Source organism: Paenibacillus sp. AK121 (genome assembly GCF_019042715.1).
In the GTDB taxonomy this organism is placed as follows: domain Bacteria; phylum Bacillota; class Bacilli; order Paenibacillales; family Paenibacillaceae; genus Paenibacillus; species Paenibacillus polymyxa_C.
In genome coordinates, this window is sequence record NZ_JAHPJM010000001.1 from 20,741 (window position 1) to 47,094 (window position 26,354).

The 26,354-nt window shown below is 45.7% G+C and carries 24 protein-coding genes; 21 read left to right on the forward strand and 3 right to left on the reverse strand.

The window, feature by feature from the left end; all coding sequences use genetic code 11:
* Window positions 1-27 precede the first annotated feature (27 nt).
* Complete coding sequence (gene uraA / locus KSP24_RS00105) at window positions 28-1,338, reverse strand: uracil permease (RefSeq protein WP_013372635.1); 1,311 nt, start codon at window positions 1,336-1,338, stop codon at window positions 28-30.
* 269 nt (window positions 1,339-1,607) lie between these two features.
* On the opposite strand from uraA, the gene KSP24_RS00110 reads away from it, so the two are divergent.
* From KSP24_RS00110 to crcB (KSP24_RS00175), 14 genes are all read left to right on the forward strand, one after another.
* Window positions 1,608-3,785 (forward strand): RelA/SpoT family protein, encoded by a 2,178-nt coding sequence (locus KSP24_RS00110; protein ID WP_013372634.1) that lies wholly within the window; start codon window positions 1,608-1,610, stop codon window positions 3,783-3,785.
* A gap of 136 nt (window positions 3,786-3,921) precedes the next feature.
* Window positions 3,922-4,368 (forward strand): D-aminoacyl-tRNA deacylase, encoded by a 447-nt coding sequence (gene dtd, locus KSP24_RS00115; RefSeq protein WP_013372633.1) that lies wholly within the window; start codon window positions 3,922-3,924, stop codon window positions 4,366-4,368.
* 132 nt (window positions 4,369-4,500) lie between these two features.
* Complete coding sequence (locus tag KSP24_RS00120; protein ID WP_013372632.1) at window positions 4,501-4,662, forward strand: hypothetical protein; 162 nt, start codon at window positions 4,501-4,503, stop codon at window positions 4,660-4,662.
* A gap of 233 nt (window positions 4,663-4,895) precedes the next feature.
* A complete protein-coding gene (locus tag KSP24_RS00125; protein WP_013372630.1) occupies window positions 4,896-5,402 on the forward strand; it encodes a type 1 glutamine amidotransferase domain-containing protein in 507 nt (168 codons plus the stop codon).
* 61 nt (window positions 5,403-5,463) lie between these two features.
* A complete protein-coding gene (locus KSP24_RS00130) occupies window positions 5,464-5,934 on the forward strand; it encodes a hypothetical protein (protein WP_216974164.1) in 471 nt (156 codons plus the stop codon).
* Between the two features lie 691 nt (window positions 5,935-6,625).
* Window positions 6,626-7,870, forward strand: a complete 1,245-nt coding sequence (hisS, locus tag KSP24_RS00135) for a histidine--tRNA ligase (protein ID WP_216974165.1) — start codon at window positions 6,626-6,628, stop codon at window positions 7,868-7,870.
* An 86-nt stretch (window positions 7,871-7,956) separates the two neighbouring features.
* Window positions 7,957-9,735, forward strand: coding sequence for an aspartate--tRNA ligase (aspS, locus tag KSP24_RS00140; protein ID WP_025676154.1), 1,779 nt, complete (start codon window positions 7,957-7,959; stop codon window positions 9,733-9,735).
* A gap of 152 nt (window positions 9,736-9,887) precedes the next feature.
* Window positions 9,888-10,637 carry a tRNA threonylcarbamoyladenosine dehydratase gene (locus KSP24_RS00145; RefSeq protein WP_013372626.1) on the forward strand — a complete coding sequence of 250 codons (750 nt, stop codon included), beginning with the start codon at window positions 9,888-9,890 and terminating at the stop codon, window positions 10,635-10,637.
* 178 nt (window positions 10,638-10,815) lie between these two features.
* Window positions 10,816-12,114, forward strand: coding sequence for an NCS2 family permease (locus KSP24_RS00150; RefSeq protein ID WP_216974166.1), 1,299 nt, complete (start codon window positions 10,816-10,818; stop codon window positions 12,112-12,114).
* Window positions 12,115-12,212: 98 nt separating this feature from the next.
* Entirely contained in the window at window positions 12,213-14,030 is a 1,818-nt protein-coding gene (locus KSP24_RS00155; protein ID WP_216974167.1) for an ABC transporter ATP-binding protein, read from the forward strand.
* 140 nt (window positions 14,031-14,170) lie between these two features.
* Window positions 14,171-16,312, forward strand: a complete 2,142-nt coding sequence (locus tag KSP24_RS00160; RefSeq protein ID WP_216974168.1) for a HelD family protein — start codon at window positions 14,171-14,173, stop codon at window positions 16,310-16,312.
* Between the two features lie 279 nt (window positions 16,313-16,591).
* Window positions 16,592-17,902: a replication-associated recombination protein A gene (locus KSP24_RS00165; RefSeq protein ID WP_090738437.1), complete on the forward strand. Its 1,311-nt coding sequence runs from the start codon at window positions 16,592-16,594 to the stop codon at window positions 17,900-17,902.
* Between the two features lie 87 nt (window positions 17,903-17,989).
* On the forward strand, window positions 17,990-18,391 hold the full coding sequence (crcB, locus tag KSP24_RS00170) for a fluoride efflux transporter CrcB (RefSeq protein ID WP_216974169.1): 402 nt from the start codon (window positions 17,990-17,992) through the stop codon (window positions 18,389-18,391).
* The gene (crcB, locus tag KSP24_RS00175) at window positions 18,388-18,753 is read left to right on the forward strand and encodes a fluoride efflux transporter CrcB (RefSeq protein ID WP_216974170.1); all 366 of its coding nucleotides are present in this window, start codon (window positions 18,388-18,390) and stop codon (window positions 18,751-18,753) included. Before crcB (KSP24_RS00170) ends, crcB (KSP24_RS00175) begins: the two co-directional genes overlap by 4 nt.
* Window positions 18,754-18,858: 105 nt before the next feature.
* Here crcB (KSP24_RS00175) and KSP24_RS00180 read toward each other — a convergent pair whose 3' ends face one another.
* On the reverse strand, window positions 18,859-19,689 hold the full coding sequence (locus KSP24_RS00180; RefSeq protein ID WP_013372619.1) for a PPK2 family polyphosphate kinase: 831 nt from the start codon (window positions 19,687-19,689) through the stop codon (window positions 18,859-18,861).
* 290 nt (window positions 19,690-19,979) lie between these two features.
* Between KSP24_RS00180 and KSP24_RS00185 the strand changes: the two genes are divergently transcribed.
* From KSP24_RS00185 to KSP24_RS00195, 3 genes are all read left to right on the forward strand, one after another.
* The gene (locus KSP24_RS00185) at window positions 19,980-21,185 is read left to right on the forward strand and encodes a WXG100 family type VII secretion target (RefSeq protein ID WP_216974171.1); all 1,206 of its coding nucleotides are present in this window, start codon (window positions 19,980-19,982) and stop codon (window positions 21,183-21,185) included.
* Between the two features lie 14 nt (window positions 21,186-21,199).
* Complete coding sequence (locus KSP24_RS00190) at window positions 21,200-21,550, forward strand: hypothetical protein (RefSeq protein WP_013311534.1); 351 nt, start codon at window positions 21,200-21,202, stop codon at window positions 21,548-21,550.
* A 190-nt stretch (window positions 21,551-21,740) separates the two neighbouring features.
* On the forward strand, window positions 21,741-22,154 hold the full coding sequence (locus KSP24_RS00195; RefSeq protein ID WP_254207534.1) for a DinB family protein: 414 nt from the start codon (window positions 21,741-21,743) through the stop codon (window positions 22,152-22,154).
* A gap of 141 nt (window positions 22,155-22,295) precedes the next feature.
* On the opposite strand, the gene mnmA is transcribed toward KSP24_RS00195, so the two are convergent.
* On the reverse strand, window positions 22,296-23,417 hold the full coding sequence (mnmA, locus tag KSP24_RS00200; protein WP_025676145.1) for a tRNA 2-thiouridine(34) synthase MnmA: 1,122 nt from the start codon (window positions 23,415-23,417) through the stop codon (window positions 22,296-22,298).
* A 304-nt stretch (window positions 23,418-23,721) separates the two neighbouring features.
* Between mnmA and cymR the strand changes: the two genes are divergently transcribed.
* From cymR to KSP24_RS00220, 4 genes are all read left to right on the forward strand, one after another.
* Window positions 23,722-24,141: a cysteine metabolism transcriptional regulator CymR gene (gene cymR, locus KSP24_RS00205; RefSeq protein ID WP_013372613.1), complete on the forward strand. Its 420-nt coding sequence runs from the start codon at window positions 23,722-23,724 to the stop codon at window positions 24,139-24,141.
* Window positions 24,142-24,151: 10 nt separating this feature from the next.
* Window positions 24,152-25,303, forward strand: coding sequence for a cysteine desulfurase family protein (locus tag KSP24_RS00210; protein ID WP_025676144.1), 1,152 nt, complete (start codon window positions 24,152-24,154; stop codon window positions 25,301-25,303).
* A 136-nt stretch (window positions 25,304-25,439) separates the two neighbouring features.
* Entirely contained in the window at window positions 25,440-25,961 is a 522-nt protein-coding gene (locus KSP24_RS00215) for a PRC-barrel domain-containing protein (protein WP_013372611.1), read from the forward strand.
* A 10-nt stretch (window positions 25,962-25,971) separates the two neighbouring features.
* Window positions 25,972-26,184: a hypothetical protein gene (locus KSP24_RS00220; RefSeq protein WP_013311529.1), complete on the forward strand. Its 213-nt coding sequence runs from the start codon at window positions 25,972-25,974 to the stop codon at window positions 26,182-26,184.
* Window positions 26,185-26,354 lie beyond the last annotated feature (170 nt).

The following is a 26,354-nucleotide window of genomic DNA, read 5'->3' on the forward strand; positions in this document are numbered from 1 at the left end:
CGGCGTTTTAAAATTGAAAAACAGATATCAATCTGGTGTTTTTTCAGTTAAAGGTTCCTGCGTTTTATCGTTCGACCAGCCGAGCACATCAACCAGCTTGAAGAACAAACTCAGGATAATACCGATGATTGTCGCCAATGCCATACCTTTCAAGGTGACAGCACCCCAAGTGAGCGTAGTACCACTGATTCCCACAACAAGCACGATAGTAGCGAGCAGCATGTTGGTTGGCTTGGCGAAATCAACTTTTTGCTCAACGAAGATTCTAAGACCAGAGGCAGCGATCACACCGAATAATAGTAAGGATACGCCACCCATAACTGGAGATGGAATATTAGAAACAATCGCTGAGAACGTACCCGAGAAGGACAACAGGATGGCAATAACAGCCGCTCCGCCAATAACCCATACAGAGTACACTTTAGTTAATGCCATAACACCGATATTTTCACCATAAGTCGTATTAGGTGTAGAACCTACAAAACCGGAAATGACAGTAGAAATCCCGTTACCCAGCAGAGAGCGATGGAGACCAGGATCTTTGGACAGCTCACGTCCGACGATGTTGCTAGTCACGAGCAAGTGACCAATGTGCTCTACAATGACGACCAGAGCAACTGGAAGAATCGTTAGCATAGCCGAGGCATTAAAGGTTGGAGTAGTAATTGCGGGATGGGCGAACAAAGGAGCGTCCGCAATAGCCTGTGTATTGACCATGCCCATGAAATAAGCAAGCACATAGCCCACCACGATACCGATTAGAATATGAATGATTTTGGCAAACCCGCGAAACAACACCGCACCCAGAACAGTAACACCGAGCGTAACGAGGGAAAGGGTGATCGTTTTGGGATCTGGCGTCCAGGCTTTAGTAGGATCGGCATTAATAATGCCTGCCATGCCTGCAGCAACCGGAACTAGTTCCAGACCAATTAAGGCTACGATCGATCCCATGACAGCCGGTGGAAAAACGATATCCAGCCAACGTGTCCCGGCATACTTGATTACCAGTGCGACGAGACAGAAAATAATACCTGTAGCGATGAAAGCACCCAGGGCCATTGCATAGCCACTGCTGCCAGGATTACTTTTAAGCACAAGACTGACGGGAGCGATAAAAGCGAAGCTGGAGCCGAGATAGGCAGGAATTTTGCCACGGCAGATCCATATGTACAACAATGTTCCGATACCGTTCATGAGCAAAATCATGCCGGGATCGACGCCGAAAATATTGGGCACCAGCACGGTGCTGCCAAACATGGCAAACAAATGCTGTACGCTGAGCAGGATCCCAGGTCCTGCTGGAAGCTTTTCATTAACTTGAATTTCGCGTTGCAACGCAGTTCACTCCTTAGTTCTTTCAATTATTCTTATATACATTAATTACTTTTCGTAATTTTTTCAATATAATTCGTTTCATTTCGACAACAATTCTGATTTTACTTATCCATGTGTGACAAAATAATGCGACAGTGCCAAACCTGTAATAGTTGACGTGTGGCGTGCTAAGCGTCATAATTGTAGGAAATCACTTTTAAAAGGGAACCTTTGCGCGACATTGATCGGCGGGTTCCATTTTGCATAGAAAGGACACGGAATAGAGCAGAATGGGGATAGAGCAATTACTTAAAAAGGCCGGAGCCTATACCAGAGAAGCAGATCTTATCCGCATCAGGGACGCCTATGATTTTGCCGAGCAGGCTCATTCCGGCCAGACTCGTAAGTCCGGTGAACCTTATATTCTGCATCCGCTTGCGGTTGCTGATATCGTCGTTAATATGCAGATGGATACCATCTCCATTATCGCCGCTCTTTTACATGACGTTGTGGAGGATACGACGGTGTCTTTGGCGCAGATTCGCGAGCATTTTGGCGATACATGTGCGATGCTTGTCGATGGTCTGACGAAGCTGGAGCGTATCCAGTTCCGTTCCAAGGAAGAACAGCAGAACGAAAATTATCGAAAAATGTTTATTGCCATGGCGCAGGACATTCGTGTCATCGTCATTAAGCTGGCAGATCGTCTGCATAACATGCGAACTCTGAAATATCAATCGGAAGAAAGCCAGCGTCGAATCGCTTATGAAACGTTGGAAATTTTCTGTCCGGTTGCAAACCGATTGGGTATTTCAGCGATTAAATGGGAAATGGAAGACATTGCTTTGCGCTATCTGAATCCTCAGCAGTATTATCGCATCGCTAATTTGATGCATAAGAAGCGGGCAGAGCGCGAGCAATTTATTGATAATGTCATACAGCGTATCAGAGAGAAGCTTGAAGAGATGGGTATTCAGGCTGATTTGTCTGGACGTCCTAAACATATTTACAGTGTGTTTAAAAAGATGACGACGAAAAACAAGCAATTCAATGAAATATACGATTTGCTGGCGATTCGAATTATTGTGGATAACATTAAAGATTGTTATGCCACACTGGGGATTATCCATACGTTGTGGAAACCGATGCCAGGGCGGTTTAAGGATTATATCGCCATGCCTAAGGCTAATATGTATCAGTCCCTCCATACGACCGTAGTAGGTCCTAATGGAGAGCCTACAGAAGTACAAATTCGCACAGTGGATATGCATCGCACTGCTGAATTCGGGATTGCCGCCCACTGGGCCTATAAAGAAAACAACGGGGCAAATAACACAAACTTTGAGGACAAAATCACCTTTTTCCGAGAAATTCTGGAGTTGCAAAACGAGGCGAAGGATGCTTCGGAATTTGTAGAATCACTCAAAATGGACTTTTTCTCAGACCTTGTGTTTGTCTTTACACCTAAAGGAGAAGTCATTGAGTTGCCGGCTGGATCGGTTCCGCTGGACTTTGCTTTCCGTATCCATACCGAAGTTGGAAATCGAACGATTGGCTCTAAGGTAAATGGAAGAATTGTTCCTTTGGATTATCGTCTAAAAACTGGCGATATCGTGGAAATTATGACGTCCAAGCACTCTTATGGACCTAGTCAGGACTGGCTTAAAATTGCTCAGTCCTCTCACGCGCGCAGTAAAATCAAGCAGTGGTTCAAGAAAGAAAAGCGTGAGGAAAATGTAGAAAAAGGCCGCGAAAGCCTGGAACGTGAGCTAAGAAAGCGTGATATTGAGCCATCCGTGTGGATGAGCGAGGACAAACTTCAGGATGTGGCACAAAAGTTCTCTTTTAATGATTCTGAAGATATGCTGTCAGCGATTGGCTTTGGCGGTATAACCGCAGCGCAGGTTTGTACACGTCTGACAGAGAAGCTGCGCAAGGAACAAGAAGAGGCGCGGCTAATTGAACTGACGACCGAGGTCAAGGAGTACAAACCGCAGGGCGAACGGAAAAAAACACCGACCAACGGTGTCAGCGTCAGAGGCGTCGACAATTTGCTCGTTCGCTTTGCACGATGTTGTAATCCCGTACCGGGTGATGACATCATCGGCTACGTAACACGCGGGCGCGGCGTATCTGTGCACCGTACCGATTGCCCGAATATTCCTTCGGGTGTGGGCGAAGATCAGGCGCGCGTGATTGAAGTTGAGTGGGAAGAAGCAGCTGAGGTCAATTATAGCGTCGATATTGAGATTACAGGACATGACCGCAATGGTTTGCTGAACGAGGTGCTCCAGGCCATTTCTGAGAACAAAACTAGCTTCTCGGCCGTGACAGGACGTACAGATAAAAATAAAATGGCAATGATTCACATTACAATTCTTATTCGTAACACGGATCATTTGCATTCTGTTGTCGAACGGATCAAACGGGTGAAGGATGTATACACCGTGCATCGGATTATGCAATAAATTTGTTAGGTGTACACACAGGTTTGTATAGCTTTTGTAATACATCTTGGGCATAAGGCTCATAGATGGCTGTAAAAGCCGTGATACGGCTGTGAGCAACTTTTAAGGGGAAAAGTAAAGGAGTAGCGGATAGGCGATGAAGATCATTATTCAGCGCTGTAAAGACGCTCAGGTAACGGTGAATCAAAAGGTGGTCGGCAAAATCGGAACTGGATTAATGCTGCTGGTTGGTATTGGTCAGGGAGATACGGCAGCCGATGCCGTTTATTTGGCGGATAAAACAGCGGGATTGCGTATATTTGAAGATGCTGAAGGCAAAATGAACGACAGTGTTCTGGATGTCGGCGGGGCCATTCTGTCTGTCTCCCAATTTACGCTGTATGGTGACTGCCGTAAAGGAAGAAGGCCCAACTTTATGGGAGCGGCCAAACCTGAGGAAGCGGAGAAACTGTATGATTTCTTCAACAGTCAGCTTCGAGCCAAGGGCCTGGAGGTCGAGACCGGAATTTTTGGAGCTATGATGGATGTTTCCTTGACCAACTGGGGTCCAGTGACGTTGATTTTGGATAGCGAGCGTTCTTAGGTATCCATTCTTGGTATGATCTGAGAACTTGAGCAGAAGAGAATAAAATAGCCGTTTAGAGGGACCCTAACGTCATCCCGGTTGGTGAGTAGCCATCTGGAAAGCCTTAAGGGTGACAGGAGAGACGAAGCTATGCGTCAGACCCCAAAAATGGACGGATATCGAAGCGCGGTGTTGCTTTATCCTGGGAGTATGCGAGAGGCAATCAGCCTTACCCGTAATGCAGATGCGTTATTACAGCATGTTGCTACAGCTATGGACAAGCCAGGACGCGGTGCCCTGCCACGAAGGTAACAACGGGAATTCATTGGTAAAGCATTAACGACGTGTTGCCTAAAGCGGCTATTAAGAGATCTAAAATAATTATGTAGCAGTAAATCAGGGAGGAGCCAATGGCTCCTTTTTCTTTTTCACTGCTGAAAATTGTTATAAACACAGATCGAGCGGGTAATAACAAAGCGTGATAGACAAACAACCCTAACTTTAAACTCGCTCTGAGGATAACCGGAAAGGAGATCTGAACGATAATGAGTAAAATTGCATTTTTGTTGGCTGACCAATTTGAGGATTCTGAAATGAAGGTCCCCTATGATGAGCTGAAAAAGGCTGGACATGAGGCAGATATTATTGGACTGAAGCAAGGTGAAAAAGTGAACGGTAAGCAAGGAAAAGCAAGCTACACTATTGAAAAAGCCATTGCAGATGTGAAATCAAGTGACTATGATGCAGTTGTTATTCCTGGTGGATCATCTCCGGAAAATCTGCGTTTGGATGCAAATGTTCTTAAGTTTGTAACTGAAATGAATGAGTCCAAAAAAACGATTGGCGCTATCTGCCACGGGCCGCAGATTTTGGCTAGTGCCGATTTGCTACAAGGTCGGACGATTACAGCTTATCCTCCATTGAAAGATGACTTGATTAACGCAGGTGCTCATTTTGAGGATCGAGAGGCGGTCGTGGACGGTAACTTTATTACGTCTCGAACCCCTAAGGATGAGCCTGCTTTTGTGCGTGAGTTGTTAAAGGCATTGTAATTTAACCGTGAATGCTTCCGTAAATTATGCCAGGACAATTCCCAAACGAGGAGGATTTGATATGGCTAAACAGATTCAGGCTTATTTTCGCACAGAAGATGAAGCAGAGGGCGCCAGAGCTTCGCTTCAGGCTTATAGAACTGAACATTTGGAAGTAGGTGCTCTGGATGAGGCGCTCGGTCGCGAGACGAGGGTTTTAATTCCGTTGGTCCCCTATAACAATACTGGCTCTGTGAGCACAGGAGGTTCTGCTGGTGCGGTAATTCCAGCCGCAGGGGCTTATGGCGAAAATATTCTACCAGATGCAAAGAATGACGAGGTTAACTATGGCGCAGCCCAAAGGGATCTGAATGAGGATCGGAGCGGAACAACGAATCATGACGGAGGTTTGCTCCGTGGGACAGATGTGTATATTAACGGTGATCATGATGAATTACGGTATGTATTGTCCGCCAAGGTAAATGATGCCGACTATGATGAGATCATTTATAAGCTCCGTTCCAATCGTGCATATGTGGCGCAGCTGGATTAAAAAGGAAGCGAGTATCACAAGATTGTCGATACACGAGGAAATTAGCCACACTAGAGTGGCTGTAATACAATTGTAATATTCGAAACATCATTCCTTAATATTCGTTGTTTATAATAACAGCATGACCCCCTTTTGATATATCTTTTAGACCTGCGGACCGTTTCCGCAGGTTATTTTCTTTTTATAAGACTTATTTGTCTGATTCTAGGGGGAATGTCTTGACTTTGTCGAAGCAGTTCATTAAAATCATAAAATAATGAAAAATGATTTGATGACGGGACCAAGTACTCCGAACCCACAAGCGCAGAGAGGAATTTCCAGGCTGTAAAAATTCCCTTGATGAGCGGACGAATGACCTCCCCGAGAACAGGCGGCGAACAATGAGGAATCTTTGCTGAGTAATGCATGGCATATGCCAAACACAGCAGACCATCCTGCATAATAGCCGTACTGCGCATTACGGGCGTTATACGTATGAGCGGAGTCAGTGCAATGCTGACGGACACTGAGTCATTTTTATGCCAGTGGTCTGGGTAAACTCCGGAATGTGGGTGGTACCACGGGTGATTTGTAAACGACAATCCCTCGTCCCTGTTAATAATAACAGGGCGAGGGATTTTTTGTTTTATATTGAAAGTGGAGTAAGTAGAGAGCGCACAAATAAGAAATATAATGACGGGGGGATACGTAAATGGCCTTTCAAAAACCGACGGGAACACAGGATTTGCTGCCAGGAAGTGTAGAAAAATGGCAAGTGGTCGAGGAAAAAGCCCGCGAAATTAGCCGCCGCTTTAATTATCGTGAGATCCGTACACCGATGTTTGAACAAACGAATTTGTTTGTTCGGGGTGTGGGTGAAACGACCGATGTGGTAGAAAAAGAAATGTACACTTTTGAGGATAAAGGAAAGCGCAGCATGACTTTGCGCCCAGAAGGAACAGCAGGGGTTGTCCGCTCTTATGTGGAGAACAAACTGTATGGTGAGCCGGATGTGACCAAACTGTATTACATTGGCCCAATGTTCCGGTATGAGCGTCCACAGGCTGGGCGTCAGCGCCAGTTTCATCAATTTGGCATTGAAGCATTCGGGGCGATGGACCCGGCGCTGGATGCAGAAGTTATTGCTTTCGGGTATCAATTCTGCCGAGAGCTGGGCTTAAAAGGAGTACAGGTAGAAATTAACTCCGTTGGTAATGCTGCCAGCCGTGCTGCTTATCGACAGCATTTGGTGGACTTCCTGATGCCAATTAAGGATATGTTGACCAAGGAGAGCCAAGCGCGCATCGAGCGTAATCCATTGCGAGTACTGGATAGTAAAGACGATCAAGACAAATTTGGCGGGGCACCTTCGATTTTGGATAGTTTGGATGAGGAATCCAGCACTCACTTTGAGAAAGTGAAGCAAAATTTGGATGCGATGGGCGTGGAATATACAGTGAACCCGCGCTTGGTACGGGGGCTGGATTATTATACGCTGACAGCATTCGAGTTCAAAGCCGAAGGAATTGGTGCTATTGACACGATTGGTGGAGGAGGCCGATACAACGGATTGGTTGGAGATCTGGGCGGACCGGATCAGCCGGGCATTGGTTTTGGTATTGGGCTTGAGCGAATTCAGCTGATTTTGGAGCATCAGGGTGTCAAATTGAACGAAGCCAAGCCATTGGATATCTATATGGTGGCGTTGGGTGAGGCGGCAGAAACGGAAGTGACCAAACAACTGTTCAAGTTGCGTCAAGCTGGATTTTCCGCAGAGCGAGATTATCTGGGGCGTAAAATGAAGGCGCAGATGAAATCAGCAGATCGTTTTAAAGCAAGATATACAGCGATTTTGGGTGACGATGAGCTGGTTAAAGGTGAAATTGCACTGAAAAACATGGAAACCGGCGAGCAGCGTACCGTTAAGTTGGATCAGTTGGTGGAAGAATTAGGATGAAAAACGTGATGTAACATCAGTCAGGGGGAGTTTCCCTCTGGCTGTCCATATAGCATTAACTACTAAACCTAACAGGAGTGTGTATTATGAAAAGGAGTCATCAATGCGGCGCATTGACTCATGCGCATATCGGAGAAACAGTTACATTGAACGGTTGGGTACAGACCCGTCGTGACTTAGGGGGCGTACTTTTTATAGACCTGCGTGACCGTAGCGGAATTGTACAAATCGTGTTTAATCCGGCCTATTCCGGTGACGCACTGCAAATTGCGGACCGTGTTCGCAGTGAATATGTGCTAGAGGTTACTGGTACCGTTGTTAAACGTGATGCAGAAACGATCAATTCGAACCTGCCTACAGGTGAAATTGAAGTGCGTGTCACAGAAATCGAAGTATTGAATGCATCCAAAACACCTCCGTTCTTCATTGAAGATGGCGTAGAGGTTGACGAGTCGCTGCGTTTGAAATACCGTTATCTGGACCTGCGTCGTCCGGAAATGCATCAGACTTTGAAACTGCGTTCCAAAGCAGCAAAAGTATTCCGCGACTTCCTGGACGGTGAAGATTTCATTGAAGTGGAAACACCGATTTTGACGAAAAGCTCCCCAGAGGGCGCACGTGACTATCTGGTGCCTAGCCGAGTGCATGAAGGCGAATTTTTTGCCTTGCCGCAATCGCCACAATTGTACAAGCAATTGCTGATGGTGGGCGGCCTGGAGCGCTACTACCAAGTTGCACGTTGTTTCCGTGATGAAGATTTGCGTGCTGACCGCCAGCCTGAATTTACGCAGATCGACATTGAGACTTCCTTCATGCAACAGGATGACTTGCTGCCTATGATGGAGCGTCTTATGGTGAAATTGTTTAAAGAAACAGTTGGGGTAGAACTGGAAACACCGTTCCAACGAATTACACATGCAGAGGCAATGGACAAGTATGGTTCTGACAAGCCTGACCTGCGTTTTGGTCTTGAGCTGGTAAATGTTAATGATATCGTGGCAACCAGTGGTGTGAAAGTATTTGCTTCCGTAATTGAAAAGGGTGGCGAAGTTAAAGTCCTTAATGCTAAAGGATGTGGCACGTGGAGCCGTAAGGACATTGATGACCTGGGTCCTTTCGCAGCGCGTTATGGAGCAAAGGGCTTGGCTTGGATCCAAGTGAAAGAAGGCGAATTCAAGGGGCCTATCGTTAAATTCTTCACACCAGAAGAAATCGAAGCCTTGAAAGAACGTACGGGAGCCGAAGAAGGCGATCTGTTGCTGTTCTCTGCGGATAATAAAAAAGTAGTTGCTGATGTTTTGGGCGCGCTTCGTCTGAAAATTGGCCGTCATTTGGGGCTCATCGACGATAACAAATTCAAATTTGCCTGGGTCGTAGACTTCCCGCTTCTGGGCTATGACGAAGAACAAAAACGTTATGTAGCGGAGCACCATCCGTTCACTCGTCCGAAGGAAGAAGACCTGGCCCTCTTGGACACAGATCCAGGTCAAGTTCGTGCTCAGGCTTACGACATCGTGCTGAACGGCTACGAAGTGGGTGGTGGCTCGATGCGTATTTTCAAACGTGAAGTTCAGGAGAAAATGTTCAAAGCACTCAACCTGCCGCCTGAAGAAGTGAAGGATAAATTCGGTTACTTGCTGGATGCATTCGAATATGGTACGCCTCCACATGGTGGTATTGCCTTCGGTTTTGACCGTCTTGTCATGCTGCTTGCAGGTCGTACAAATCTGCGTGAAACCATTGCATTCCCGAAAACAGCCAGCGCGACAGACCTGCTTATGGATGCACCAGCCGAAGTGGATCAAGCTCAATTGGATCAGCTTCATATTCGTCTTGCTCCGAAGCCTGTTGCGCCTAAAGCTTAAGACAAACGTTGGATTTAGCAAATTGCCATCTGTTGGCATGTAAATAGATTATAGAATGCCGTGAACCCGTTAACCTTTTATGGATAATGGGTTCGTGGTTTGTATGCTGGAGTTCCAGCATAGAGTTTAAACCAGTGAGGGAGGATTACCATATGCTGCATCAATTTTCACGCACGGAACTGGCCATCGGGACGGAAGGGCTGGAGGTTATGAAAAATAGCACGGTAGCTGTATTGGGTATCGGCGGTGTCGGTTCGATTGCAGTGGAAGCGCTGGCGCGAACGGGTGTTGGACGCATTATTTTGATTGATAAGGATGTCGTAGATATTACCAATATTAATCGCCAAATTCATGCGCTGACGACAACAGTAGGTCAAAAAAAGGCTGATCTGATGGTAGAGCGTGTGAAGCTGATTAATCCTGAATGTGAAGCAATTGCACTGAACATGTTCTATACAGAAGAAACATATGAGGAGCTATTCAAGTACGATCTGGATTATGTGCTGGATGCTTCAGATACGATTATTTACAAAGTTCATTTGATTAAAGAATGCTTGAAGCGTGGAATTCCGATGATCTCCAGTATGGGCGCTGCGAATAAAATGGACCCAAGTCGTTTTCAAGTAGCTGATATTTCCAAGACAAGAATGGACCCGATTGCCCGTGTCATCCGCACCAAGCTGCGCAAGGAAGGCATTACCAAAGGCGTCAAGGTTGTATTCTCTGATGAGGAGCCAATGAAGCCGCGCGAAGAAATTACCAAAAAAATTGTACCTGCCAACGCACCTGAAATCCGGAAGGCGAAACAGCCGCCTGCAAGCAATGCTTTTGTACCTCCGGTAGCAGGCTTGATCATGGTGAGTGTGGCTGTGAAGGATTTGTTAGAGCGCGCTGGTGTGTAAGCTGAAAAAGTAGCATGACAGTACATTTATAGATTACAGTAGTATGTATTCACTTCACTTTTAAGACCTGTAGTTCTGTGCATCACTTCTTGATGTCACAGTAGGCTACAGCTCTTTTTGTTTTGAAAAAACGCAGCTTACTGCAAACAGATTGAACAACTTGCTGGAGGGTTTTGGTATGAAGGATGGGCTATGGTCCAGAAGTCTCGGTTTCAAGCCCGAGCATCATTGGAAAAAGGAATTAGCCGCGGGTGCCATTTCTTATTTTTCCGTTGTATACATTATTATGGTTAATGCAACTATCTTGGCAGATGCGGGCATTCCTCTTCAAGGGGCAATGCTCGGGACGCTGCTGACATCGATGATCGGCTGTCTACTGATGGCTTTTGGCGGAAAGTCTCCCATGGTCGTTGTACCAGGGATGGGGATTAACGCCTTTTTCACTTACACGCTCGTACATTCCATGAAGCTGAGCTGGCAGGAAGCGTTGATGGTGGTTGCCGTCACAGGGGTGATATTCGCCATTGTGGCATTTACATCATTGTACAAGCTGATAAGCCAGGCGATTCCCCACAATTTGCAACATGGAATTACGGTGGGCATTGGTTTGTTTTTAACCTTTATCGGCTTGCAAAAAAGCGGGATCGTGATTGCACATCAAACGACTTTTGTGGCTATTGGTCATTTTAATGATCCTAAGGTGATTACAGCCTGTGTAACGTTACTGCTCGCTATTGTATTATTTGTGCGTAACGTTCAGGGAGGTTTGCTGATCAGCATTTTAGCAGGAACTGGACTTGCATACGTACTGGGGGCTGTAGAGCCGGCAAGCACGGTGCGAACCTCTGAAACAGTACGACAGTACGGGCAATTGTTTGGAGAACTTTCCTTTTCAGGCATCGTCTCGGTAGCCTTCTGGATCGCTGTTTTTTTGCTGTTACTGATTGTGCTGTTCGAGAATGTTGGAATGATTACTGCACAGACCAACATGATTGGAAGACCGGATACTTTTAAGAACAGCTTGCGTGTGTTAGCTGTGACCAATATCTTTGCTGGTATTCTGGGCAGCAGTCCCGCAGTAGCCGCTGCGGAATCGACGGCTGGTATCGCCGCAGGGGGACGTTCGGGAATGACACCGCTGGTAACAGCAATTTTATTCGGAGCGACATTTTTCTTTATTCCACTGTTGGCTTATATTCCTGACAGTGCCATTGCGCCTGTATTAATCATTATCGGAGGCCTAATGGTGCAAAATGTGCGAGAGATGGATTTCAGTGATTTTACTGAATCATTTCCTGCATTTCTGATCATGGTGATGATGCCCTTTACTTACAGTATTGTAGACGGGATGGCATTTGGTTTTATTGCATACCCCGTAGCCAAGCTGGCAGCTGGAAGAGGCAGGGAAGTACCTGTCGCATTATATATCATTTCTGTACTGTTTGTGGCTAACTTTGTGCTTCATTCTCTGGTGTAGTAAACTCGAAGATAGGTTGTACTGTTCATACCCGCGCAGAGCGCGGGTGTTGTTGTTTGAACAAGAAATGGTCAGACAGGAAGCGAGGTTGATGGTTTATGGAAAAAGAACATCATGGGCGACAAGATGAGCAGGAGGATCGGACGAAGGAAAAGCCGGGGAAAAGGCCGGATAAGGCTGGTATGGGTCGGTTTATCAAACTGATTGCGAGTGCACATCCGCCCAAGGCCATTCTGATCATTGCCCTGATTCTGACCCTGATTCAGACGATTGCTGGTTTAATCGTACCGATGATGACCAAAGGGTTAATTGATGGCTTAACCTTTTCTTCACTGAACCGTATGGTCATTATTGGTCTGCTTGGCGCTTTTGTGCTTCAAGCGGTAGCTTCGGCGGTTTCGATCTATATGTTGAACTATGCCGGACATAAGATTGTGGCTAATTTGCGCAAACGTTTATGGCATAAAATCTTATCTCTACCTATCCCTTACTTTGATCGAAATCGGTCAGGAGATACGATGAGTCGAGTTACCAATGATACAAGCCTGATTATGAACTTAATTACCGAGTATCTAGTTAATCTGATCTCTAATGTAATTGCAATTATTGGTGGTATTGCGTTGTTATTTTATCTGGATTGGGTGATGACGCTCATTATTATGACCATTGTTCCGCTAACAGCCCTGATTTTATTTCCGGTAGGCAGAAAAATGTATCGTATCTCCAAAAAACAGCAGGATGAGATGGCAGATCTGACCTCAGTACTGAGTCAGGTTATCGGCGAAATCAGGCTGGTCAAGGCCTACGGAACGGAAAGCAGAGAGGCACAGGCCGGGGAGGATCGCATTTACCGTATGTTCCGCTTCGGGTTGCAGGAGTCACGTATATTGGCCCTTGTAGGTCCTATTTCTACCTTTTTGCTAACTGCAGTGCTGGTTATTATATTGGGTGTTGGTGGTGTTCGCGTCGCATCGGGTGTACTGACTGCGGGGGATTTGGTGGCTTTTATTTTGCTACTATTTCAGGTGATTACACCGATGGCCCAATTCACGACCTTGTATTCACGTCTGCAAAAGGTGGTTGGAGCCACTGAACGGATTCAGACTATTTTAGATCATGAAGAGGAACCACTTGAATTGAAGCAGGAAGCGGCAAAAGAGAGCAGAGATATTGTATTTCGTGATGTTGCTTTTTCCTATACCGAAGGTGAGGAGGTTCTTCATCATGCAAACCTGGTCATACCGGCTAACCGGACGACAGCATTCGTGGGGCCGAGCGGAAGTGGGAAGTCCACCTTGTTTTCATTGTTGGAACGCTTTTATGTGCCAGATACAGGGGAAATTCGTTACGGAGACGAATCGATATCTTCATATACACTTTCCTCCTGGCGCTCCAAAATTGGTTATGTATCACAGGAAAGCTCAATGATGACCGGAACGGTCAGGGATAATATAACGTATGGTTTAGGGCGCGAAGCTGATTTGGAAGAAGTGAGACGAGCTGCCATGATGGCGTATGCGGATACATTTATTATGGATCTACCTCAAGGCTACGATACGGAGGTAGGGGAGCGGGGAATGAAGTTGTCCGGCGGGCAGCGTCAACGGATCGCCATTGCGCGTGCGCTTCTTCGCAGTCCTGACATCCTCATGCTGGATGAGGCTACTTCTAGCCTGGACAGCTCATCCGAGCATGAGGTGCAGAAGGCCTTAGCGAACTTGATGGAAGGACGTACGACAATTGTCATTGCACACCGATTGTCTACAGTGGTCCACTCCGATCAAATTATTGTGTTGGACAAGGGCAATGTAACTGGTGCAGGGACCCATACCGAGTTATTAGAGACGCATCAGGTGTACCGCGAGCTGGCTCAAAAGCAGTTTGTGGAGATGGGAGAAAAGCTCCATACTTTGTGAAAGGGCAGGGAAATGGGCGTATTAGGAAATAAGGTTGGATTTTTGTGGTCAAATGTGTTACGCTTACTTTCCTTTTTTTGTGTCGGAGCAAGTGATAAGATGCAGAAATCGAGACTTGATATTCTTAGGAGGTAACTGAAATGGAGAATAAGTTTCAAAGTGCCTATCAAGAAGAACAGCATAGGCTGTCGCTTGCTATGGAGGAAATTGATCGGAGATTGGAACGGCTTCGCAATACACCGGTTTACACCGGGCATGACTTTACAGAGCAAGTACTGGAATCGGCACGGGAGGAAAAACGCCAGGCTTTGGCCAAAAGCTCGCAAGAGCCTTACTTTGGGCGTATGGATTTTGACGAGCGCGGTAGAGGGCAGCGGAAGCCGCTTTATATCGGTAAAATCGGTGTGGAGCGTGAAGAAACGTCAGCGTATCCGCTGGTGATTGATTGGCGTGCACCGATTGCTAGCTTGTTTTATTCGTTTACAGGTGGTGAAGAAACGGCGTCCTATGAAGCTCCTGAGGGAACTGTCGAAGGCTTGGTGTATCTGAAACGTAACGTTGTCATTCGTAAAAGGATCCTGGAACGGGTAGCGGATACGTACAATCGTGAAAGTGACGAGCCTGCCGTTTCTGATGAATTTCTCGTTTATCGTTTGGGAGAGAACAAGGATAACCGTTTACGGGATATCGTATCTACCATTCAAGCGGAGCAAGATCAGATCATCCGCGCGGCTAAAAATACAGCCCTCGTTATTCAGGGGGTAGCGGGTAGTGGCAAGACGACCGTAGCGCTGCATCGACTCGCATTTTTGCTATATCAATACAAGGATCAGGTATCGGCAGACAAAATGGTTATTTTCGCACCCAACCATATGTTTCTCGATTATATTTCAGATGTACTTCCAGAGCTGGGGGTCGGAAATATTCAGCAAAGTACATTTGCAGATTGGGCGCTAGGTTTACTGGGGCTGGATTTACCTTTGGCAGATCCTACCGAAACGTTATCTTATTGGTTTGAAAGTGGCGGCTTAAGAACGGAATCTATGGATGAGGCGCCGGGTAGATTTAAGGGGTCGGTTCATTTTATGAAGCTGCTTCAGGATTTTGTGGAACGACTGGAGCCTATCTCAGTGCCTGAGGGCGACTTTTCCCCTTGGGATGGTGCGGTGCTTCCCCGAACTGAGATTTTGAATTGGTTCAATGAGGAATATAAGCCCTATCCGCTCGCGAAGCGGAAGGAGCGTGTGCTGGCAAGAGTCCATCGCTGGATTGAAATGGAACTGAAAAAGTCACCTTCGGCGGCTGCGCTCAAGGAACGGAAGAAAAAAGCCGGATCTCGGGAAAAGGCGTATGCTAAAAAATGGCCACAATACGATGCACTGACGCTCTACAAGCAGCTTTTTCAGGCAGCTAAAGGGTTACCCGCAGAGGCCGCTGCGGAAATGAAGGCTTCTTTGCCGGCTTCTATCTTTAAGGCCACACAGTCAGACCTGCGAAGTCAGATAATTCGTGAAGAGGATCTAACTGCGTTAGTATATCTTCACGTGCTGATTCATGAGGTAGAATCATCTCAACGTTTTGACCATGTGGTCATTGATGAAGCGCAGGATTTTTCACCATTTCATATCGCTTTGCTGGATTTGTTTGTAAAAGGGCATTCCTTTACGATACTGGGCGATTTATCGCAGGGGATTCATGAATATCGTGGTGTACATGCATGGGAGGAAATGAGTTCTCTTTTTGCACCTGAACAAACGGGGTATTTTGCACTTACACGGAGTTATAGATCAACTTTGGAAATTATAGAATTTGCAAATACAATTTTGGAGCAGGGAGTACGTGGCGGCATTATAGCGGTTCCGGTATTTCGTAGCGGCGATCCGGTGCGTACCGTGTCTTACGACTCCTCTGTACGTGAGGAGAGTTTGCTCACCGCTTTAAAAGAGCTTTCCTCCAAGGAGTATCGTACTGTTTCTGTGCTAACACGTACCTTAAAAGAAGCTGTAGAGCTGCATGAGGTTTTCACAAGTGCGGGATTGGATGTCCATTTGATTGACGGTGGTAAAAAGCAATATGAAGGCGGCTTGTCTGTACTGCCTGTATATCTGTCCAAAGGTCTGGAATTTGATGCAGTTATTGTGGCCGATGCCGACCAGGATCATTATGGAGAACGGACATGGGATGCCAAGCTGTTGTATGTAGGATGTACGCGTGCGCTGCATGAGCTGTGGTTATTGCATGACGGTCCACTTCCAAGTTACGTACAGGCGCAAACGGAGTAATTAGAACGCTGTATGTCATGCCAACCAAAGAACAGCCACGAAATTCATTTTTCGTCCCAGGCTGTTCTTTCTTTTTAGTTGAATCACGTGTAGGGCTACAGTTATACCGTGACCAGGCTATCTGCAACTTGTTAACCGATATGGTAGAATAAGAGGCGGTTTATCATCGTTTTAATGCAGTAGATAAATTGAATTTTCATGTCTTTTAGCTGTATGGGCGAACTTGTTTTCAATGAAAAAAGAAAGTGTTCGTTCATAAATGATAAGGAAGTGAATGAAATGGACTTATTTTCATATTCCCAGGAATCAACGCCAAACAATCGGTTGCTTGCAGACCGCCTGCGTCCGACTTCGCTGGATGAATATATTGGACAGGAGCATGTTGTGGGTCCGGGCAAGCTGTTGCGAAGAGCTATAGAGGCTGATCAGGTTTCTTCTATATTGCTCTACGGGCCACCGGGCTGCGGAAAAACGACACTGGCACATATTATTTCTCAACACACACAAGGCGATTTCGTCCGTCTAAATGCAGTAGAAGCCTCTGTGAAGGATGTAAGAGAAGTCATTGACCGTGCACAGACGAATAAATCGATGTATGGCAAAAAGACCATTTTGTTTCTTGACGAGGTACATCGTTTTAACAGTTCACGCCAGGATGCATTGCTGCCTGCGGTGGAAAAGGGGACGATCGTGTTTATTGGCGCCACGACGGAAAACCCTTTTCATTACGTCAACGGCGCTTTAATGAGCCGTTCTACACTGTTCCAGCTTGAAGCGCTAACCCAGGAGCATTCGCTGGCCGCTATGCGCCGCGCCTTGAGCGATGCGGACAAGGGGCTCGGCTATATGCAGCTTCAGGTAGACGAAGCTGCACTGGATCACATCGCGTCCATGGCGAATGGCGATATCCGCCGTGCTTTGAACGCGCTGGAACTGGCGGCGCTCACGACACCTCCACTAGCAGATGGCACAATTCATGTGACGCTGGAAGTGGCAGAGGAATCCATCCGCCGCCCGATTGTCAAGGCAGACGAGTCTACACAGTATGACGTGCTGTCTGCCTTTCACAAAAGCATTCGCGGTTCCAGCGACGCGGCGCTATTCTGGTTCCTGTATGCCGTAGAGAAGCTCGGTATGGACCCGATGACCTTTATTCGCCGCCTTATCGCAGCAAGCAGCGAGGACATTGGCCTGGCGAACCCGCAGGCGATGGTCCAAGCAGTGAGTGCGCTTGAAGCCTACCGCAATAACGGCTGGCCTGAGGCCAAACTGAACATTGCACAGGCCATTTTATTCGCTGTGGAAAGTCCCAAGTCGAATGCCGTATACACGGCGATTTCACGGGCCATGTCGGCCATGGACGATATGAAATCGGCCGAGGTGCCGCTACATCTGCGCGATGCACACTACAAAGGCTCGGAAAAACTCGGCCATGTTGGCTATCAATATCCGCATAATTTTCCGAATCACTATGTAAGGCAGCAATATTTGCCCGATTCGATAGCAGATCAGACCTTTTACCAGGCCACTGAGCAGGGAAATGAGTCTAAAATCAGGCAAAATCAGCGTTGGCGGGATTCACAATCTTAATATATGGGTGACTTTAATATACGGAATGTGTACGATTTGTTGTCATGTTACACCATGATCCGGTAAGAGCGAAGAAGGGGATAAAAAATGAAAGACGTACTATTCGTCGCCGCGGGTGGAGCGATCGGAACCTCTGCTCGCTACAGCCTGCAATTACTGTTGCCTGCGGCTGGGGCGGATTTTCCGCTTGGCGTGCTGCTAATGAATTGGCTCGGCTGTCTGTTCCTAAGCTGGTTCTTTACGGTAACCTTGCGATCGTGGCGGATCAAACCACATTTGCGACTTGCCATCGGAACAGGCTTTACAGGGGGATTTACCACCTTTTCCACCTTTGCAGTGGATGCTGTACGCCTCACGGTTCATGATCGCATGCTGACGGCTGTGTTGTATCTACTGCTGAGCGTAGGCGTAGGCTTACTTTTAACGTGGGCAGGTATCCGTCTAGGCACAAAAATGACGCAGACTGCCCCCAAGGGGAAACGCTTATGATCTGGTGGGCGGCGGCAGGCGGAATGGTGGGTACAATAGCAAGATACGGGCTTGGCATGTGGGTCGGAAAAAGGTTGGGTACTGTATTCCCGTGGGGGACCTGGATCATTAATATCAGCGGTTCATTACTGTTAGGGTGGCTGTATGGTGAGTTTATGCAACACAATCTGTCGCCTGCACTCTGGATGCTGCTGGGAACAGGTTTTTGTGGCGGCTACACCACCTTTTCCACATTCGGCTATGAATCTATTCAACTGATGGAACATAAAAAATACCGACGTATGGCTGTATATGTATTGTCTTCTGTAATAGTAGGAGTTATAGCTGCAGCTATCGGGTACAGGGTCAGTTATATCTTATAAATTTTCAAAATGACATGTGAGCACACAATAGAAGCTTCCACCCTCCTATACAAGGCGTTATCAGCCGTAAATAGGAGGGTGGAAGCTTAGTGCGTGCCTATTTAACTATTTTTTATCTCGTTCTTTGTATAATTCAGGTAAAAGTGCTTTGAGTTCAGGTCGTGGATCAGGGTCGGACAGCTTCATTTCCTCTAGCGTTTGGACAGCAATCCGCAGTACAGTATAATCTCTATACCAACGATTGTCTGAAGGAACAACATACCATGGAGCTTGCTTGGTTGCGCTTAGCTCTAGTACCTCCTCATAGTATTGGGTATATTGCTTCCAAAATTTTCGTTCCTGCAAATCACTCGGATCAAGCTTCCAGTTTTTGCGAGGCTTCTCAATCCGGTCAATCAGCTTTTCCAACTGGAATTGCTTCGAAATATGTAAAAAGATTTTAACCACCTTTACACCACTATCCAGCAACAATTGTTCAAAATGCTTGATATGTTTTATATTCCGTTTGGCCTGTTTATCGGATACCTGCCCGTGGACACGTGTGATCAGCACATCCTCGTAGTAAGAACGGTTGAAAGCTGCAATATATCCGCGTCCTGGAGTTACGCTATGGGCGCGCCACAAGAAATCATGGCTTAATTCCTCCGTCGTAGGTGATTTAAAGCTGTGTACAGTCACCCCCGCAGGGTTAAGATTAGAAAACACCTGCTTGATCACGCCATCTTTTCCGCTGCAATCCATACCCTGGAATACAAACAAAACGGCTTGTTTTTTCTCTGTAAATAATTTGCTTTGTAATTCCGCGAAGCGTTCCTTCAATTGATCTGTTTCCTGTCGGATTTCTTCTTTGTTTTTGATATTCTTCGTATCCTTGGGGTCCCATTCTTTCAAAGAAACTTTTTTACCCGGTGTCAGCATTCCTAATGAATCAGACATAAAGGCACGCTCCTTTTCAATTGAAGTAATGATCTTGTCTACATCATATACCCAAATGGGGACGTTATCAAAAATCTCGTATGTATGGTCTTTATTAGCGATTTTTCTACTGGGGATGCCTCTGGTCACGAAATTTTCTTCAGGTTCAACAGAATTAAAAAGTTAAGTCTTAAGTCTTTAGACATAGGCAGTAAGGTTAATCTTTCTTATAACAATTAGGAATTAAGATGGTTCTCCATAAAGTTTAAGAGTGTTATTATGTCATGACGAACTCTCAACAGAGGTATAATATGACAACTATTAAAGTAACACCTGAGCAGCTTATGACTATCTCCAAGCAATTTGAACTTGCACAGCAAAAAGTGACCCAAATGAACAGCATTTTAATTCAACAAATTTCATCTATGGAACGATTCTGGGATGGAGTGACTAAAGAGCAATTCTATTATAGTTTCCAAACATCTCAGAAGAATATGAATGGCTTTGTTACACTGACAGATTCTGTTGCAAAAGAATTGCGTCGTCATGCGGATAAATTCAGGTTAGCTGATTTGCTGGAAGCAGGTAATATTGATTCAAGCTGCTTACCACCTCCACCTAATTCATGTGCTCCCCCTGCTCCAGATACTAGAAATGCTTTGGAAAAATCAGCAGATAGTTTGGTAGAACTTGGTGAGGATTTTTTGTCTGCTGCGGAGGACAGGTACGAAAAACGCTATGACTCTGTAGGCGGATTTTTAGACTATTGGACGTTTGGAATTCCGAAAGGTTTGTATCAAGGATATGCAGAGCGTGCATCCAAGCAGTTTGATTCAGGGAATGATTTTTTTAACTTCTGGACTTTTGGTGTACATGGAACAATCAGAGAAGCAATGTTTCCTACAAATGCATGGTCAAAGGAACATTGGGCTAACATGATCGGTACAGCGGGAATCTTTGGGGGAGTCAGTTCAGTAATTAAGCCTAAGATTGGATTGGGCTCGTCAATGAAATATGAGGTGAAATCTGGGGCTAGTCTTGAAGTTAAAGGGACTTCGAATCGATTATCTGATACGATGTTAGGTAAGAATAATGCTGATCCATTTAGGGATATATATGGTCCTGGACGACTTTCTCATCCAGAAGAGTGGGGTACCATTATTAAGAATACGCAAGGAGCCGGGGTTGAAGTTAGAATTCTAGATAGAGATATTATGGCGTATGCACCCAAAGGATCAGGAAAGCCGGGGCAATTGAATATATATGAGGATGCTTCAATTAGTGCACTGCGGCATGAGTACCAACATTTTCTTGATGATAAAGCTAAAGGTTTTCCTAGTTTGGATGTAACATATGAATTCAAAAATAGGATTATCATGGAACTTAGAGCCTATATGGTCGAGATAAAAGAAGCAGAGAGGATTGGAAATAAGGACCTTGCAGAACATCTTTGGAACAATTACAGGGATGAACGGCAGTATCTTTTAGAGAATTATGGGCCAGTTAAACTAGATTGATGGGAGATAACAAAATGAAGCTACTTACTTTATCAAAGGAAATACGAGAGGGGAAAATAGGCGACGATCAATTGGTGGAATGTTTGGATATCCAGCATAATCAGGTACAGTTGAATGCAATGAGTCAGATCGCTAAAAAGAAACTATGCAATGAGAAAATAATTGAAAAATTGAAACATATTAGCCAGTTCAGAGACCCTAAGGTAAATAAGCTTTTTGGTATTGATACGCTTGGACACTATAGTATTGCTGTACTTCGAGTATTGAACACTTCTGAATCTATAAAGCAGTACGAGTTGTTAATGTCTGAACTCGATGATTTTGATAAAGGAATAGTTGAAAGAATTACAGAGGGAATAAGTTAGTGTTCATTTTTTTGAAGTCCATAGTTAGGCTTTTTTTGTGAGGAGTTCTACTTGATAATGTAAAAAAATCTTATAATAAAAGAGCTATTGATTGCTGTATCTAATGAAGCTATTATTCGCACAAAATTAAAAAGAAGTGTTGGTAGTACTTAAGTATCCATGCTAATCCTATCAAATAGGAGGAATTCACTTGGCGACGATAGCTAAGACTTCTGAAGATTTAGAAGGATGGATTGCATTTCTTGCTGCTTTATCTCCGTACTCAGATGAGTTAACTTGTGAACCTATAGCAGGTAAATGGTCGATTCAAGATGTGGTCAGTCATGTTATGGGCTGGGATAAAAACTTCACTAAGGCGCTTATACAGATTATCGATAAGGAACAAGTCATGCTCAAGGAGCATCCTGATGTACAGACATTCAATGATTCATCTGTAGCGTTCGGTAGAACTATGAAACCACATGATTTGCTAAATGAAGCTATTGCTCAGCGTAAGCAAATGATTGCTAAACTCCAAATGGTATCAGAATCGGATTTTATGCGTCCAGTTCCTAATAGTCTGTACACTTTGGAAACCTTTTTACAAGAGATGTTTGTCCAGTAGGACAGACATCATAAAGAGCAGATTATGAATTCTTTACAACTTATAAACTGAAAACATCTTTTATAAAAAAAGTCGCCCTCCATAAATCTGGAGAGACGACTTTTTTAATTCCTGCTATATCAATGCAAAATAGTCATTCATTTAAACCGTTTCAGGCTGAAGTTTTTCAACCTTATCAATGGTTCCGCCGCCCAGACAACGTTCCCCGTCATAAAATACAACAGCTTGTCCAGGGGTAATGGCCTTTTGATGTACATCGAATACGACATGCACGGTTCCATCCGGAAGCCATTGTAAAGTTACTTGCTGATCAGGCTGGCGGTAACGGAACTTGGCTGTGCAGCGGAATTCGCCGGATGGACGTGCATCTGCGCCTTCAATCCAGTTTACATCCGTGGCAATCAGGCTGGTAGAATACAGGCTGTGGTGACGATCACCTTGTACCACATACAGGATATTCTTCTCCAAATCTTTATCTGCTACGAACCATGGTTCGCCTGAACCTGAGCCGCCAATGCCCAAGCCTTGTCTTTGGCCCAGTGTATAGTACATCAGACCATCGTGACGTCCTTTGACTTCACCCGTAGCGATATCCACCATATCTCCACCTTTTGCAGGCAGATAACCACTCAGAAACTCCTTGAAATTGCGTTCGCCGATAAAACATACACCTGTGCTGTCTTTTTTCTTGGCTGTATAAAGTCCCGCAGCTTCTGCAATTTTGCGTACTTCTGGTTTCGGCAGATGGCCGATCGGGAACATGGTGCGCGACAACTGTGCTTGGCTTAATGCATTCAGGAAATAAGTCTGATCCTTGTTGCTGTCCACACCTCGCAGCAAAGTAAAGCGGCCGTCTTCTTCCACAACCCGTGCATAATGTCCAGTAGCAACATAATCTGCTCCCAAATCCAGCGCTTTGTTCAGAAACTCGCCGAATTTAATTTCACGGTTGCACATGACATCCGGATTGGGTGTGCGTCCAGCTTTATATTCATCAAGAAAATAGGAGAATACTTTATCGAAGTATTCTTTTTCAAAATTGACTGTATAGTAAGGAATGTCGATCTGTTCACAGACGCGGCGCACATCCTCCGCATCCTCTTCAGCCGTACAACGGCCAAATTCATCCGTGTCATCCCAATTTTTCATGAAGATGCCGATTACGTCATAGCCCTGCTCCTTTAGCAGCAGCGCGGTAACGGATGAGTCGACGCCACCGGACATGCCGACGACGACACGGGTTTCATGATTGGCTTTAGCCATGGTCATCACCCAATTCTTTCAATATTGTTGTAGAACCCACCTATTGTAACATAAACGATAATAAGTTACGATGTTTGGACGAACAAATGACACGGCGAACGATGCAAGAAAGCTACATAAAACGGGCTAAATTTGTTCCTAATCGCTCGAAAGCAACTTTTTTTAAGATTGTTACCGTAATGTTTCCCTTTACCTGCCCTAATATGTTAACATAAGCTGAGGGTTAGGATCGGAATAGAGAGGTTTACAACTCCAATTATTCCGCGTGTTTAACGGAATTGTTACTATAAGCGAGGTGCCACAATTGAAAATATCAACGAAAGGCCGTTACGGTCTGACCATTATGATGGAGCTTGCAGCCAGGTTTGGCGAAGGTCCAACTTCTTTGAAAAGTATTGCCGAAAAAAATCAGCTATCAGAGCATTATCTGGAACAGCTCATTGCGCCTTTGCGTAATGCAGGTTTGGTAAAAAGTATCCGTGGTGCTTATGGCGGTTATATTTTGGCGAATGAACCGTCAGGCGTAACAGCAGGAGACATCATTCGTGTGCTGGAAGGTCCGATTTCTCCGGTCGATTTTACGGAAGAAGACGATCCGGCTAAACGCCAGCTCTGGCTGCGAATTCGTGACAGCATTGCTGAAGTGCTGGATTCTACAACACTTAAGGACTTGATCACATACCAAGAACATGATGAATTGGATAATTACATGTTCTACATTTGAGGTGGATAACATGAACAGAATTTATCTGGATCATGCCGCATCGACTCCTATGCATCCTGAGGTTGCGCAGACTATGATGGACATCATGACCGGTCAATTCGGCAACGCTTCGAGCGTTCATGCCTTTGGCCGTGATGCCAAGCGCACCGTCAGCGCAGCGCGGGATGCCGTTGCGGCCTCTTTGGGCTGCAAGCCTGAAGAAATTATATTTACGAGCGGAGGGACAGAGAGTGATAATCTGGCCCTGTTTGGGACGGCTACGGCAGATGGTCGTACTTCCGGCCATATTATTACAACCGCGATTGAACATCACGCCGTGCTTCATGCTTGCGATGAACTGGAAAAAGCGGGATACCAGGTAACCTATGTCCCGGTCAATGGTTTTGGGCGTGTGAATCCTGCGGATATTGAGGCAGCTATTCGCCCGGATACTTTTTTGATCAGCATGATGTATGCCAACAATGAGGTGGGCGTCATTCAGCCGGTTCAAGAAGTAGGACAGATTGCGAGAGAGCATGGAATTATATTTCATGTAGATGCAGTTCAAGCCTTCGGGCATATAGCCATCGACTGCGGGAACCTCCCGATTGACTTACTTAGTGTGTCTGGCCATAAGATTAACGGACCGCAAGGGGTGGGTGCATTGTATATCCGTCAGGGTACACGCATTCAGCCGCTAATGCATGGGGGACTTCAGGAGAAGAAGCGTCGTGCCGGAACAGAAAATATCGCCGGCATTGCTGGGCTGGCTAAAGCCGCAACTCTTGCCAATGCTTCCATTGAGGAACGAGGAGCACACGATATGGCTCTTCGCCAAACGTTGCTAAAAGCGTTGGAAGGCTCTCTGGGTAGCCATGAGTTTATAATTAACGGTGATCCTGAATATTTTGTGCCTAATGTGCTAAATATTAGCTTTCCGGCCATTGGTACAGAGACCATGCTGATGAATCTCGATATGGAAGGAATCGCAGCGGCCAGTGGATCAGCCTGCACTTCGGGGTCTCTAGAGCTATCGCATGTATTGCAGGCGATGGATCTGCCTGAAGATGTTTTGAATTCAGCGATTCGGTTTAGCTTCGGTTTGGGTAATACTACGGAAGAAATGGAATACACGGCCAAGAAAATTGAAACCATATGGAAGCGGCTGCGTACTAGGAACTAGGGATTTCTCCGCATTTTAGTAAGAAGGGAGGGGCGGTTTTCCATTTCATTGCATGAACGAAAAGCAAGGTCTGACAGGCATGTAGGAAAAGGACCGCACCTTCGTTCGGATTGCAGAATGAGGAGGGACCCGATATATGAAGCTTCAAGACATGATCGGACTTGCTGTTTTCGATGTCGAGGACGGGAAGCAGATTGGTAAAATACATGACTTTATGTTGACAGCTGATTGGAGAATTACAGGGATTGAGCTAGAAGGTAAAGGGCTTTTTTCATCTCATGTCAAAATGGTGGCTTGGGATGACATCGTTGCCTATGGTGAGGATGCGATCATGATTCGCAATCAGCAGGCCGTCCGTAAAACAGAGGCCCATGATATACAACATACGTACTTGCTTGGACCCGGTAAACTGAAGGATTTATCCGTGCTAACAGAGGAAGGGCTTATGCTCGGGCACATCTCGGATGTTTATTTTGACCAGGAAATGGGCAATAACATAATAGGCTTGGAAATCAGCGATGGTTTTGTATCGGATATTATAGAAGGGCGGAAATGGCTGCCCTGCACCGAAGATATGTCCATCGGGGAAAATGCTGTTATGGTTCCCCCGTTAAGCGAGCAGCGTCTGGAAAAAGCCATATATTCTGTTAATGGATAGGGTGAGTTTATTGAGATGTCCGAATTGTAATTCGAAAGATATCGGAAAAATTGGCTCCCATCAATTTTATTGCTGGGGATGCTTTATCGAACTTCAAGTGAATGGTGAAAAAATGTCTGTCTACCAAGTGGAAGAGGATGGAACGCTCAGTTCGCTGGACGACTTATTCTTTGGAGATGAGATGGCACAACAGGACTTGCCGCAAATTCACGCTTCTTCCTAAGCTTGATTCGGAAAGTGGACAGGCTGTTTACGAAGAGGTGTGATCTCCCACCTATTGCTTAAAATACAGCTTAGTGGGTTGGATCATGCTTAATAAAAAATGGAGAGGGTGTCCCGAAAGGCCTTTTGGCCTGGGGGCACCCTCTTTTGTATATCCTATTTTGCGAAGAT

Bases quoted from the DNA above. Each gene is read 5' to 3' on its own strand.
- KSP24_RS00110 (WP_013372634.1), top strand. From the start codon at position 1,608: ATGGGGATAGAGCAATTACTTAAAAAGGCCGGAGCCTATACCAGAGAA.
- dtd (WP_013372633.1), top strand. From the start codon at position 3,922: ATGAAGATCATTATTCAGCGCTGTAAAGACGCTCAGGTAACGGTGAAT.
- KSP24_RS00120 (WP_013372632.1), top strand. From the start codon at position 4,501: ATGCGTCAGACCCCAAAAATGGACGGATATCGAAGCGCGGTGTTGCTT.
- KSP24_RS00125 (WP_013372630.1), top strand. From the start codon at position 4,896: ATGAGTAAAATTGCATTTTTGTTGGCTGACCAATTTGAGGATTCTGAA.
- KSP24_RS00130 (WP_216974164.1), top strand. From the start codon at position 5,464: ATGGCTAAACAGATTCAGGCTTATTTTCGCACAGAAGATGAAGCAGAG.
- hisS (WP_216974165.1), top strand. From the start codon at position 6,626: ATGGCCTTTCAAAAACCGACGGGAACACAGGATTTGCTGCCAGGAAGT.
- aspS (WP_025676154.1), top strand. From the start codon at position 7,957: ATGAAAAGGAGTCATCAATGCGGCGCATTGACTCATGCGCATATCGGA.
- KSP24_RS00145 (WP_013372626.1), top strand. From the start codon at position 9,888: ATGCTGCATCAATTTTCACGCACGGAACTGGCCATCGGGACGGAAGGG.
- KSP24_RS00150 (WP_216974166.1), top strand. From the start codon at position 10,816: ATGAAGGATGGGCTATGGTCCAGAAGTCTCGGTTTCAAGCCCGAGCAT.
- KSP24_RS00155 (WP_216974167.1), top strand. From the start codon at position 12,213: ATGGAAAAAGAACATCATGGGCGACAAGATGAGCAGGAGGATCGGACG.
- KSP24_RS00160 (WP_216974168.1), top strand. From the start codon at position 14,171: ATGGAGAATAAGTTTCAAAGTGCCTATCAAGAAGAACAGCATAGGCTG.
- KSP24_RS00165 (WP_090738437.1), top strand. From the start codon at position 16,592: ATGGACTTATTTTCATATTCCCAGGAATCAACGCCAAACAATCGGTTG.
- crcB (WP_216974169.1), top strand. From the start codon at position 17,990: ATGAAAGACGTACTATTCGTCGCCGCGGGTGGAGCGATCGGAACCTCT.
- crcB (WP_216974170.1), top strand. From the start codon at position 18,388: ATGATCTGGTGGGCGGCGGCAGGCGGAATGGTGGGTACAATAGCAAGA.
- KSP24_RS00180 (WP_013372619.1), bottom strand. From the start codon at position 19,689: ATGTCTGATTCATTAGGAATGCTGACACCGGGTAAAAAAGTTTCTTTG.
- KSP24_RS00185 (WP_216974171.1), top strand. From the start codon at position 19,980: ATGACAACTATTAAAGTAACACCTGAGCAGCTTATGACTATCTCCAAG.
- KSP24_RS00190 (WP_013311534.1), top strand. From the start codon at position 21,200: ATGAAGCTACTTACTTTATCAAAGGAAATACGAGAGGGGAAAATAGGC.
- mnmA (WP_025676145.1), bottom strand. From the start codon at position 23,417: ATGGCTAAAGCCAATCATGAAACCCGTGTCGTCGTCGGCATGTCCGGT.
- KSP24_RS00210 (WP_025676144.1), top strand. From the start codon at position 24,152: ATGAACAGAATTTATCTGGATCATGCCGCATCGACTCCTATGCATCCT.
- KSP24_RS00215 (WP_013372611.1), top strand. From the start codon at position 25,440: ATGAAGCTTCAAGACATGATCGGACTTGCTGTTTTCGATGTCGAGGAC.